This is a genomic window from Hydrogenophaga palleronii, from assembly GCF_031457455.1.
In the GTDB taxonomy this organism is placed as follows: domain Bacteria; phylum Pseudomonadota; class Gammaproteobacteria; order Burkholderiales; family Burkholderiaceae_C; genus Hydrogenophaga; species Hydrogenophaga palleronii_A.
In genome coordinates this window covers 432900-444775 of record NZ_JAVDWU010000001.1, presented here as the reverse complement: position 1 = coordinate 444775, position 11876 = coordinate 432900, and the positions used below count along the sequence as shown (strand labels likewise).

Sequence of the window (11876 nt, the reverse complement as noted above, 5' to 3'; positions counted from 1 at the left end):
TTATTCGGTCCTTGCAGCAGGCCAAGGCTGACGTTGCCCGGAGCAGGCGCACAAACCCTGCGAAAATAGCCCGATGTTTACCGGCATCATCACCGGCGTGGGGCGCATCGCCGCCCTCCACGCTCTGGGCAGTTCTTTGGACCATGGCAGGCGACTTGCTATCGAGGCGCCGCCAGGCTACCTCGACGACGTGGGCCTGGGCGACAGCATTGCGCTCAATGGCGCCTGCATGACGGTCACCTCCCTTGATCCCGATCAGCGGCTGTTCACCATCGACATTTCCGCCGAGTCGCTGGCACGGACCACGGGCCTGGCTGAACCGGGCCACCGCATCAATCTGGAAAAAGCGCTCAGGGCCAATGACCGCCTGGGCGGCCATATCGTGTCAGGGCATGTGGACGGCGTGGGTCGGGTGACGCGTTTTGCCCAGGTGGGCGAAAGCTGGGAGCTGCGGGTGATGGCGCCACCTTCGTTGGGCAAATACCTGGCCTACAAAGGGTCCATCACCGTCAATGGCGTGAGCCTTACGGTGAACCAGATCGAGGACAGCGCCGAAGGCTGCGAGTTCAGCATCAACCTCATTCCTCACACGGTGGAAAACACCGCCCTGAGCCAGCTGGCTGCGGGCCACGCCGTCAACCTTGAAATTGACACCGTCGCGCGTTATGTGGAGCGCATGCTCAGCGCGGGCGCCCTACCCTCCTCCAAGGAAAACGCATGAGCGCCACCGATACCCTGGCACCGGTCCAGATTTCGCCTGTTGAAGACATCGTCGCGGACATGCGGGCCGGAAAAATCGTCATTCTGGTTGACGAAGAGGACCGTGAGAACGAAGGTGATCTGGTGCTGGCAGCCGATCATGTTTCGCCAGAAGCCATCAATTTCATGGCGCGTTATGGCCGCGGCCTGATCTGCCTGACCCTGACCCGTGAGCGTTGCGAGCGCTTGAACCTCCCGCCCATGGTGCCGCGCAATGGCACCAAGATGAGCACGGCATTCACGGTCTCTATTGAAGCGGCGGAAGGCGTGACCACCGGTATTTCTGCGGCCGACCGGGCGCGCACCGTGCAGGCGGCGGTTGCTCCGGGTGCTCAAGCCACCGATCTGGTGCAGCCGGGCCACATTTTTCCGCTGCAGGCGGTCGAAGGCGGTGTGCTCATGCGCGCCGGCCACACCGAAGCCGGCTGTGATCTGGCCGCCATGGCTGGCTGCAGCCCTTCGGCCGTGATCTGCGAGATCATGAAGGACGACGGAACCATGGCCCGCCTGCCCGATCTGCAGCTGTTTGCGGCCGAGCACGGCCTGAAGATTGGCACCATTGCCGATCTGATCGAACACCGCAGCCGCAACGAAACCCTGGTGCAAAAACTGGGCACACGCCCGCTGCACACCGCGTTCGGCGAGTTCAGCGTCACCGCCTTCCGTGACCAGCCCAGCGGCGCCTTGCATCTGGCATTGGTCAAGGGCCAGTGGAGCCCGGAAGCGTCGGTGCCGGTGCGGGTTCATGAGCCCCTGTCGGTACTTGACGCGCTGGAAGTGAACCGGTCCATGCACAGCTGGAGTCTGGAAGCCAGCCTGCGACATCTGGAGAAGGCAGGCATGGGCGTAGCGGTGTTGCTCAACTGCGGCGAAACGGCGGCCCAGCTGCTGGCTCAGTTCGAAGGCACCGCCCGGTCCGCGCAGGCGCCAGAGCGCGGGCGCATGGATCTTCGCACCTACGGCGTGGGTGCACAGATTCTGCGGGAGTGCGGCGTGCATCGCATGCAGCTCATGGGCAAACCGCGCCGCATGCCCAGCATGACGGGCTACGGGCTGGAAATCACCGGTTACCTCGGCCACGACGACTGATTCGGTCATCAACAAAAAATAGAAACGGAATTCCACATGTTTGGCGCAGACAAAGGCAGCACAGACCCCCTCGACGGCAAAAAAATCGCCGTGGGCATCGTGCAGGCCCGCTTCAATGAATCCATCACCGACGCCCTGTTCGAAGCCTGCCATGACGAGCTGCTGGCCATGGGCGTGCAGGAAAAGAACATCACGCATGTGAAGGTCCCTGGCGCCCTCGAAGTGCCGGTGGCCCTGCAGGCTCTGGCAGAGCGCGACGACTTCGACGCGCTGATCGCCTTGGGCTGCATCATCCGCGGTGAGACCTACCACTTCGAGCTGGTGGCCAACGAATCCGGGGCCGGCGTGACGCGCCTGTCGCTGGACTACCAGATCCCGATCGCCAATGCCATTCTCACCACCGAGAACATGGAACAGGCCGTTGCGCGCCAGGTGGACAAGGGCCGCGATGCGGCCCGCGTCGCGGTTGAGATGGCGCACTTGCTTGAACAGATTGCCTGAGACGATGACTGACGCTCCCACCACGCCCCCCAAGGCCCGCAAGGCGGCCGACAAGTCGGCCCGCACCCGCGCACGCGAATTCGCCCTCCAGGCGCTGTACCAGCACCTGGTCGGCCGCAACGACGCGGGCGACATCGACGCGTTCACCCGCGATCTCAGCGGCTTCCACAAGGCAGACAGCGTGCACTACGACGCGCTGTTGCACGGCTGCATTGCCGGCGCTTCTGCACAAGACGTGCTGATTGCGCCGCTGCTGGACCGGCCCATGGCCGAAATCTCGCCGATCGAGCACGCCGTGCTGTGGATCGGTGTGTACGAGTTCCAGCATTGCCTGGACGTGCCCTGGCGCGTGGTGCTCAACGAGTGCATTGAACTCGCCAAGTCCTTTGGCGGCACCGATGGCCACAAGTACGTCAATGGCGTGCTGCACCAGTTGGCCGCCCAGTTGCGGCCCGTGGAAGTCGCAGCTGCACCCGCAAAAACAGGTACACGCAAAGGCCCGGCCATCCGCTCGGGCGATGAAGCGTCCTGACGCGCTCGGGACCAAGCCATGAAGATTTCCCGACGGGCTCAGCGCGTCGAACCCTTTTACGTGATGGAACTGGCCAAGGCCGCTGCGGCCCAGGCGGCCGAATTACGGCCCGGTGACCGCTCCATGCTGTACCTCAACATCGGTGAGCCGGATTTCACCGCGCCACCGCTGGTACAAGCCGCTGCCCAGCGAGCCATCCAGGCGGGCCACAGCCAGTACACCCAGGCCACGGGCCTGCCCGCGTTGAGGGAGGCCATCAGCGGCTGGTACGCTTCGCGCTTTGGGCTGGACATCGACCCGCAGCGCATCATCGTCACGGCGGGTGCCTCAGCTGCCTTGCAACTGGCCTGTCTCACCTTGATCGAGGCAGGCGACGAAGTACTGATGCCGGACCCGAGCTATCCCTGCAACCGCCAGTTTGTGCAGGCCGCCGAGGGACGCGCGGTGCTGATTCCGTCAGGGCCGGAGAACCGCTTCCAGCTCAGTGCCGCCCAGGTCGAAGCGGCCTGGGGAGAGGCCACCCGGGGAGTTCTGCTCGCTTCACCGTCCAACCCGACAGGCACGTCCATCGGCCGTGAAGAACTGGCACGCATCGCGCAGTGGGTTCGCAGCAAGGGCGGCGTGACGATGGTCGACGAGATCTACCTCGGGCTCAGTTTCGACGATGCCTATGGTCACAGTGCACTGGGCCTGCGCGGCGCCGACGGCACCGATCTGGGCGAAGACATCATCAGCATCAACAGCTTCTCCAAATACTTCAACATGACCGGCTGGCGCCTGGGCTGGTTGGTGGTGCCCCCCGCGCTGGTGCATGCGGTGGAACGGCTGGCGCAGAACCTGTTCATCTGCGCCAGCACGATTGCCCAACATGCGGCGCTGGCCTGCTTTGCGCCGGAGAGCCTGGCGGAATACGAGCGACGCCGTGCCGAATTCAAGGCCCGCCGGGATTTTTTCATTCCCGAACTCAATCGCCTGGGGCTGACCGTGCCCGTGATGCCGGATGGTGCCTTCTATGCCTGGGCCGACGTGCGCCAGTGGTGCGACCGATGGGACATCCCCCCACACGGCGAACGCCCGGATGAAGGGGGCAGTTGGGCGCTGGCCTTTGAATTGATGAAACGCTGCCAGATCGCAGCCACACCGGGTCGCGACTTTGGCAGTGCAGAGCCCTGGCGTTACCTGCGGTTTTCCACCGCCAGTTCGATGCCGCAATTGCAAGAGGCGATTGAACGCATGGAGCAGGCGCTGTGAACGCGGCAGACGAGCTGGGTGGCTTTCAGTGGCCCGTCCGCGTCTACTGGGAAGACACCGACGCCGGCGGCATCGTTTTTTACGCCAACTACCTGAAGTTCTTCGAGCGCGCGCGCACGGAATGGCTCAGGCATCTGGGCATTGAGCAACAGCGCCTACGGGACGAAATCGGCGGCATGTTCGTGGTGACCGACACGCAGGTGCGTTACCAGCGCCCAGCGCGGCTGGATGATTTTCTTCTGGTTACAGCGCGTGTGCTGGAAGCGGGGCGCGCGTCGCTCACAATCGGGCAGTCCGCGCACTGCCAGACGCCATCGACCCGGGTGCCCACCGATTCGGCGCAAGCAGATCTGGTGTTGTTGTGCTCTGGCACCATACGGATCGGCTGGGTCGATGCAGCGACCCTGCGCCCCCAACGAATTCCCGCGTCTGTGCTGAACGCCCTCGGCATCAGCTTCTGAATCCCGTTCGGCCAGACGAAACCTTTTCCAGACTTCTCACTCCGAAGCCCATGACCCAAGACCTCTCGATTGTTCAATTGATGCTCAACGCCAGCTGGGTGGTGCAGGCGGTGGTGCTGCTGCTGATCGTCATGTCGATCGTCAGCTGGGCAGCGATCTTCCGAAAAATCTTCGCAATCAAGCGCGTCAAGAATCACAACGAGGGCTTCGAGCGCGAATTCTGGTCAGGCACCAACCTCAACGACCTGTATGCGGCAGCGGCGCAAAGTGCGCGTCACGGTGGCCCCATGGAGCGCATTTTCGCCAGCGGCATGCGCGAATACCAGAAGCTGCGTGAACGCAAGATCACCGATGGCGTCACCTTGCTCGACGGCGCCCGCCGTGCCATGCGCGCCAGCTTCCAGCGTGAACTCGACGCGCTGGAGACCAACCTGTCCTTCCTGGGTACGGTGGGGTCGGTGGCACCTTACGTGGGCCTGTTCGGTACCGTCTGGGGCATCATGCATGCCTTCACCGGTCTGGCGGCCATGGCCCAGGTCACGCTGGCCAGCGTCGCACCCGGCATCGCGGAAGCACTGGTGGCCACCGCCATTGGCCTGTTTGCGGCCATCCCGGCGGTGGTGGCCTACAACCGTTTTGCGCACGATATCGACAGGGTGGCCAATGCCATGGAGACCTTCATGGAAGAGTTCTCCAACATCCTGCAGCGCAACCTGGGCGTGCACACGCCTCCCCAAACCGCCTCGGGACACTGAACATGCCAGCCGTGTCATCCCGCGGACGTGGTCGCCGCACCATCAACGAAATCAACATGGTGCCCTTCATTGACGTGATGCTGGTGCTGTTGATCATCTTCATGGTGACCGCCCCGCTCATCACGCCGAGCCAGATCGAACTGCCCACCGTGGGCCAGGCTGCGCGTCAGCCCGAGCACTTCGTGCAGGTGGTGATCGACAAGGACGAACAGCTGAAAGTGCGCGAAGGCAGCACCAAAGGTGAAGGCCAGGATGTACCCATGAGTCAACTGGTCGAGCGTGTGAGTCAGCTGCAAGGTACGGCGCCAGAAGGTACAGCGCCCGCACCCGTGGTGATCAGCGCCGACAAGAACGTGAAATACGAAGCGGTGGTCAAGGTCATGGACGCCCTGCAGCGCGCCGGCATCGAGCGCGTGGGTCTGTCGGTTCAGAGTTCTCGCTAATCCATGCAATCGACCGCCGACCATCTCGACCTCGCTCCCCCCCGCGCCGGCCGCTGGCTGGGCCCCATGGGCCTTGCCCTGGTGGTTCATGCTTTGCTGATTGCGGCCCTGACCTGGGGCGTGAACTGGAAGCACGACGACCCGACCGCCACCTTCGAGGCTGAGATCTGGTCGCGCCTGCCGCAACAGGCAGCGCCACGCGCTGTGCCGCCCCCACCCGAACCCAAACCCGAGCCTGAACCGGCTCCCCCTCCAGAGCCGTCCCCCGCGCCTGCGCCACCTCCGCCAGCGCCGCCCGCCCCGAATGAGGCTCAGATCGCGGTGGAACGGGCCAAGAAAAAGGCGGAGGCAGAAAAGCGGGAGCGCGAGGCTGCAGCGAAGAAGGCTGCGGATGCCAAGAAGGCCGAGGATGCCAAGAAAGCGGTCGAGGCCAAGGCGGAAGCAGAGAAGCGCGCCAAGGCAGATAAGGAACGCAAGGAAAAGCAGGCCAAGGAAGAGGCCGCCAAACGCGAGCATGCGCGCAAGCAGGCGGAGGCGCAGAAAGAGCAGGCGGCGGCGCAGGAGCGCGCCCGCCAGGATCAGATCCGCCGCATGATGGGACAGGCTGGCGCAAGCGGCGGCCCCCAGGCCACCGGCACGGCACAACAATCCAGCGGACCCTCCCCTGGTTACGCCGGCCGCGTGGCGGCCACCATCAAGCCCAATGTGCTCTTCACCGAACCGGCGCCCGGCAACCCGCGTGCGGAAATCGAAATCCGCACGCTGCCCGATGGCACCATCACATCGAGCCGTCTGGTCAAGAGCAGCGGCAACAAGGCCTGGGACGATGCCGCCCTGCGCGCCATCGAGCGCACGGGCACGCTGCCGCGCGACACCGATGGTCGTGTGCCTTCGTCGTTGATCATTGGGCTTCGGCCGCAGGACTGACGACGGGCTGCAGGAGCACCAGGCCTGCCCCCCGCCCTTTCAGCGCAGCAGCAGCGTCGGAATTCGCGCCACGCGCAGCAGATCGGTGGTCTTGCTGCCCATGACCAGGCTGCGCAACGGCGAGTGCGTGTAGGCACCCATCATCAACAGGTCGATGCCCTTGCTGCGCACGGTTGCGCCGATCACGGTCTCTGGATCGCCCGGCACGATCTCGGTCACCACGCCAAAGCCGGCGGCTTCGAGCTTGTTGCGGGCCCACTCCATCTGTTTGGGAGCATCCTGGCCGGGCTTGCCGGCCATCACAATGTGAATGGGCAGGCCTTGAAACAATGGACTTGCTGCCACCATCTCCACACCCTTGCGCGTGATGCTGCTGCCATCGAAGGCTATCAGCACCCGCTCGGGCGCCTTGAAGCCCTCGGTCACCACCAGAATCGGCCGCTGCAAAGCACGCACCACCCATTCGACATGGCGCCCCAGGTCGCGCTGGGTGTTGTCGGCCGAGGCTCCTCTGCGGCCCAGCACAAACAGCCGCACGTCGTTCTGCTGTTCGGTCAGCGTCTCTTCCAGGTCGCCATGGCGCTGACGCGTGTCCACAGTGGACACGCCAGCCGCCAGTGCGCGTTCGCGCAGTGTGTTGAGGAAGATGCGCCCGCTGTCGCGCGCCGCGCGGCTCCGGACTTCGTCCTCGGTAGAGAGCTGCGAGAGCAGATTTTCCTGGGCGTTGGCACCGATGGAGCCGCTGTGATCCTGACCGGCACCCACAGGCGCGTGGCGATCGATCACGTGCAGGAACTCCAGCGGGGCATTCATGCGCAATGCGGCCCAGACGGCGTAGTCGGCCACGTGATTGGCGTAGGCCGACTGGTCGACACAGGCGAGGACTTTGAGGTCTCGTGTCATGTTTTCGTCTCCCGGATCAGTGGCCTATCAGCATGTTGTCTGCGCCATCCTTGTCGTGCACCGCAAATCGATCGACCATGGTGGCACTGGCTTCGTTGAGGCCGATCACCTCGACTTCCGTGCCCTCGCGGCGGAACTTGAGCACCACCTTGTCGAGCGCACCGATGGCGGTGATGTCCCAGAAGTGCGCGCGGCTCACGTCGATGCGCACCTTTTCAATCACTTCCTTGAAGTCGAACGAGGCAATGAACCGATCGGCTGAAGCGAAGAACACCTGGCCCAGGATGGTGTAGGTGCGGGTGCGGCCTTCGGCCTCAGACAGCGACCGCACACGCAGGATCTGACCGACCTTGTGGGCAAAGAAAAAGCCAGAGAGCAACACGCCGGTGAGCACGCCTTTGGCCAGATCGTGCGTGGCCACCGTGACCGCAACGGTGGCGATCATCACGAAGCTGGAACTCCTGGGGTGATCGCGCAGGTTGCGGATGGAGCTCCAATTGAAGGTGCCGATGGACACCATGATCATCACCGCCACCAGCGCGGCCATGGGAATCTTGCCCACCCAGTCACCCAGGAACACCACCATCAGCAACAGGAAGATACCCGCCGACAAGGTCGAAAGGCGACCGCGACCACCCGATTTGATGTTGATGATGGATTGGCCAATCATGGCGCAGCCGGCCATACCACCGATGAAGCCGCTGGTGATGTTGGCCACGCCCTGCCCCACGCATTCGCGGTTCTTGTCGCTCTTGGTGTCGGTCAGGTCGTCCACGATCGTGGCGGTCATGAGCGATTCCAGCAAACCCACCACCATCAGCGTGAGCGAGTAGGGAAGGATGATCTGCAGCGTTTCGAAAGTGAGCGGGATGTCCGGGATCAGGAAAAACGGCAGGCTGTCGGGCAGCTCGCCCATGTCGCCCACAGTGCGGATGTCCAGGTCCATGAAAATGGCCACACCGGTCAGCACGACGATGGTCACCAGCGGCGAGGGCACGGCCTTGGTGATGTAGGGCAAACCATAGATGATGGTCAGGCCTGCAGCCGTCATGGCGTACACGTGCCAGGTGACGTTGGTGAGCTCGGGCAACTGCGCCATGAAGATCAGGATCGCCAATGCATTGACAAAGCCAGTGACCACCGAGCGGGACACAAAGCGCATCAGGACGCCCAGGCGCACCCACCCGGCAATGATCTGCAGCACGCCGGTGAGCACCGTGGCCGCCAGCAGGTACTGCAGACCGTGGTCTTTGACCAGGGTGACCATCACCAACGCCATGGCCCCGGTGGCGGCGGAAATCATGCCCGGGCGCCCGCCGGTGAAGGCAATCACTACTGCAATGCAGAACGAGGCATACAGGCCCACCTTGGGGTCCACACCCGCAATGATGGAAAAGGCAATGGCCTCGGGGATCAGCGCCAGTGCAACCACGAGGCCGGCGAGCAAGTCGTTGCGGACATTGGACAACCAGTCCTGTCGGAAATTCTTGATCAATTCAAACACTCCGCACCGCCGAAAAGAGAGCTCGGCGGGCTGTCAATAAGATGGAGATGGGGACGAAGAGGATTGAAACGCGGAGGTTTCACGAGCCGTGCATACGAACCCCGTGTTGCCTGGGCTGCCGGTGGTGACAGCAGGCAATTCACCCGTATACCGAGTCAGATCGGCCACGCAGCAATGCAGGCAAGGGCAAGGCGCGGAACGACAAACGAAACGGTCGGGTTGAAGGTTTTACAAGGGTGGCTCCGTGTGGCGCGATGGGGCGGCATGGGCCATGACGGCATGCTCAAGGCCAAGGGAAAACCCGCATTGTAGTGGAGCGGCCGCGTTGCGCCGAGCTCCGCCTTGCGCCCGGTGCCTCCCGTCTCCACCAGCCCACAGGCCAGCGCACTCGGCGCACCAGACGCTCTGCATCAATCAACGACAGTGGCGCGGTCCTGGGTAACTTCGCGCAGCACGCTTTCGAGCTCGGCCGCATCGACGGGTTTGTGCAACACCGCTGCAAAGCTGGTGCGCAGCAGCTCAAGGCGCTCTTCGGTCCCGATATTGCCGCTCATGAGCACGATGGGGGGTGGGCTCCTGGTGGCCCGAATGCGGGAAGCCAGACCCAGGCCATTGAGGCGGGGCATGGTCAGATCGGTCAGCACCACGTCCCAGCGGGTCTGGCTCTGTGTGAACAGCTTCCAGCCCTCTTCCCCATCACGTGCGCGGGTGACCTGCCACCCCTGGCGTTCGAGCAGGCGACTCCAGGCATGGCGAACGAGCTGATCGTCGTCCACGAACAGCAGATGACGACTCTTCTGCATGGGCGGGGACTGATGCTGGACAGGGGTGCCCGTGCGCGCTTCTTCTGCTGCGGGCAGGTACAAGGTCATGCATGCGCCTTCTCCAGGGGGGCTGGCCACACCGATTTCTCCACCGTGGCGCGACATGATGCCGTGCACCACCGACAGACCCAGGCCGGTGCCGCGTCCCACCTTTTTTGTCGTGAAGAAGGGGTCAAACACCCTGTGCAGGTGCTCTGGCGGAATGCCGGGGCCTTCGTCGCGCACACGCAGACACACATAGCGCCCTGCCGGCAGGCCTGCCGTTTCGGGTTGGTTTGCAATCGGCGCGCCGGCTTGCAAATCAAACGCATCGAGCGTCAGGTGGATGGTGCCCTCGCCCTGCATGGCGTCGGAAGCGTTCATCAGCAGATTGACCAGCACCTGCTGCATCTGAGTGGGATCGGCCTGCACCCAGTCGTCCTCTGTCAACAGGTGGATGTCCAGTTGGCTGCGGCGTATCAAACCGGAGGCCACCAGCGTACGGACTTCTTCGATCAAGCTGCTCAGGCGCACCCGCTCCATGCGCGGCGGCGACTGGCGGCTGTAGGCGAGCAACTGGCGCATCAGCCCGTCGGCGTACCGGGTGGCTTTCAGCGCGTGCTGCAAGGCTTCGTGGCTGGGGTGTGCCGAGTCGAGATCTTCCACGGCCATCTTTGTCCACCCCGAGATCGCGGCCAGTGAATTGTTGAAGTCGTGCGCAATGCCACCGGTAAAGCGTCCCAAGGCCTCGATCTTCTGGCTTTGCAGCAACTGCATCTGCAAGGCTTCCTGCTGTGCATGCGCCTCACGCTGGGCCACGGCATCCCGTCGAACACGGTCAAGCAACTGGTTGATGCCGCGTGCCAGGTGACTCAGTTCATCTTTGCCCAACGGTCGCACGCTCACCGACCCGGTGAGATCACCTTCGGTGATGCGCTTCAGGTCGTCGTGCAGACCCTGCACGCGGCGAAGCAGCATGCGATCCAGCAAGGTCACCAGCAGCACACTGGCCAGCAGACCCGCCAAAGCCGCCAGGCCCATGGCCGTCCACGCCACCGTTTCGGCCTGCTGATGAAGCCGCCGGTCCAGCGACAGCACCAGCTCGGCCACCGGAAGCCCTTGCTGGTCGACAAGCACTGCGTGCAACTCGTCGTGATCGTCGTTTCCGGGTTCCAGATGTGAAAGCTGACCCGCGTGGTCCGGCGCGGTCAACGACAGGCGAGCCGGCATCATCAACACATTGGACAGGCTCTCCACCGCAGTTTCGTCGAAACGGCGCACCATGACGATGGCCCCCACGGCGACCGGACTCTCGTCGTCCGGCCGGTGCACCGCAGCACCCACCACCACCTCGAGTTGACCATCAACCACGCGAAGGGTCTTCAGAAAGGCTTTGACATCTCCGGCAGCAAGCACAGGCATCATGAGATCGCGCAGGGCACCCACACGATCAGCAGCGATTTCACCCAGCTCGTCGCCTCCCACGCGCGCCACGGTGGACACCGTGTTGCCCCGCGCATCGAGCACCAGCACTTCCGAAATACCCAGGTACCCCAGATTCTCGGTGTCGAAGTTGTCGTCCATGAACTCGGGTTTCTGCCCAAGCACATAGGCCACCGCGTCAACCCAGAACGCGTAGTCGCGCACGGTGGCACTCAAGGCCTGAACCTGCTGATCCAGCACACGGCGGGCGCGCTCACCTTCCGTGGCCGCGCGGTCGGCTTCCAGGCGTTCAAACGACTCGGAAACGATGAAGCGCGCGCCCAGCATGGCCCCGCCGGCGCAGAGTGCAACGACGAGCAATATCAGCACCCAGGCTTTGTGTTGCAGTTTCATGGTTTACGAAAGTATCGACCGACGCCTCCTTAAATTGAGCGAGCGGACACCCATCCATGCGCTATTTCACGGCACTAAGGCACCTTTTTGGTGCCTTGCAATCAAGCCTTGA

Annotated in this window: 12 protein-coding genes; 9 read left to right on the top strand and 3 right to left on the bottom strand. The window is 63.5% G+C overall.

Translation table 11 applies throughout. The features are described from left to right. Nucleotides 1-73: 73 nt before the first annotated feature. The 9 genes from J2W49_RS02090 to tolA are packed head-to-tail and all read left to right on the top strand — an operon-like array spanning nt 74 to nt 6718. Nucleotides 74-721: a riboflavin synthase gene (locus J2W49_RS02090; RefSeq protein WP_310311123.1), complete on the top strand. Its 648-nt coding sequence runs from the start codon at nt 74-76 to the stop codon at nt 719-721. Next, nucleotides 718-1848 (top strand): bifunctional 3,4-dihydroxy-2-butanone-4-phosphate synthase/GTP cyclohydrolase II, encoded by a 1131-nt coding sequence (ribBA, locus tag J2W49_RS02085; RefSeq protein ID WP_310311121.1) that lies wholly within the window; start codon nt 718-720, stop codon nt 1846-1848. The genes J2W49_RS02090 and ribBA overlap by 4 nt, the downstream gene beginning before the upstream one ends. Before the next feature lie 36 nt (nt 1849-1884). After that, a complete protein-coding gene (gene ribH, locus J2W49_RS02080; RefSeq protein ID WP_310311118.1) occupies nt 1885-2349 on the top strand; it encodes a 6,7-dimethyl-8-ribityllumazine synthase in 465 nt (154 codons plus the stop codon). A 4-nt stretch (nt 2350-2353) separates the two neighbouring features. Beyond that, nucleotides 2354-2881, top strand: coding sequence for a transcription antitermination factor NusB (gene nusB, locus J2W49_RS02075; RefSeq protein WP_405000967.1), 528 nt, complete (start codon nt 2354-2356; stop codon nt 2879-2881). An 18-nt stretch (nt 2882-2899) separates the two neighbouring features. Further along, the gene (locus J2W49_RS02070) at nt 2900-4132 is read left to right on the top strand and encodes a pyridoxal phosphate-dependent aminotransferase (RefSeq protein WP_310311114.1); all 1233 of its coding nucleotides are present in this window, start codon (nt 2900-2902) and stop codon (nt 4130-4132) included. Then, a complete protein-coding gene (locus J2W49_RS02065) occupies nt 4129-4593 on the top strand; it encodes a YbgC/FadM family acyl-CoA thioesterase (protein WP_310311111.1) in 465 nt (154 codons plus the stop codon). Before J2W49_RS02070 ends, J2W49_RS02065 begins: the two co-directional genes overlap by 4 nt. Nucleotides 4594-4643: 50 nt before the next feature. After that, nucleotides 4644-5348 (top strand): protein TolQ, encoded by a 705-nt coding sequence (gene tolQ, locus J2W49_RS02060; RefSeq protein WP_310311108.1) that lies wholly within the window; start codon nt 4644-4646, stop codon nt 5346-5348. A gap of 2 nt (nt 5349-5350) precedes the next feature. Then, entirely contained in the window at nt 5351-5791 is a 441-nt protein-coding gene (locus J2W49_RS02055; protein WP_310311105.1) for an ExbD/TolR family protein, read from the top strand. Nucleotides 5792-5794: 3 nt separating this feature from the next. After that, entirely contained in the window at nt 5795-6718 is a 924-nt protein-coding gene (gene tolA / locus J2W49_RS02050) for a cell envelope integrity protein TolA (protein ID WP_310311103.1), read from the top strand. Between the two features lie 39 nt (nt 6719-6757). Here the strand turns inward: tolA and J2W49_RS02045 are convergent, their stop codons facing one another. The 3 genes from J2W49_RS02045 to J2W49_RS02035 all read right to left on the bottom strand — a co-directional run bounded on the left by J2W49_RS02045 (nt 6758) and on the right by J2W49_RS02035 (nt 11764). Continuing rightward, nucleotides 6758-7621 (bottom strand): universal stress protein, encoded by an 864-nt coding sequence (locus J2W49_RS02045; RefSeq protein ID WP_310311100.1) that lies wholly within the window; start codon nt 7619-7621, stop codon nt 6758-6760. 16 nt (nt 7622-7637) lie between these two features. Continuing rightward, nucleotides 7638-9116 (bottom strand): SulP family inorganic anion transporter, encoded by a 1479-nt coding sequence (locus J2W49_RS02040; protein WP_310311099.1) that lies wholly within the window; start codon nt 9114-9116, stop codon nt 7638-7640. Nucleotides 9117-9535: 419 nt separating this feature from the next. Then, nucleotides 9536-11764: an ATP-binding protein gene (locus J2W49_RS02035; RefSeq protein ID WP_310311097.1), complete on the bottom strand. Its 2229-nt coding sequence runs from the start codon at nt 11762-11764 to the stop codon at nt 9536-9538. Nucleotides 11765-11876 lie beyond the last annotated feature (112 nt).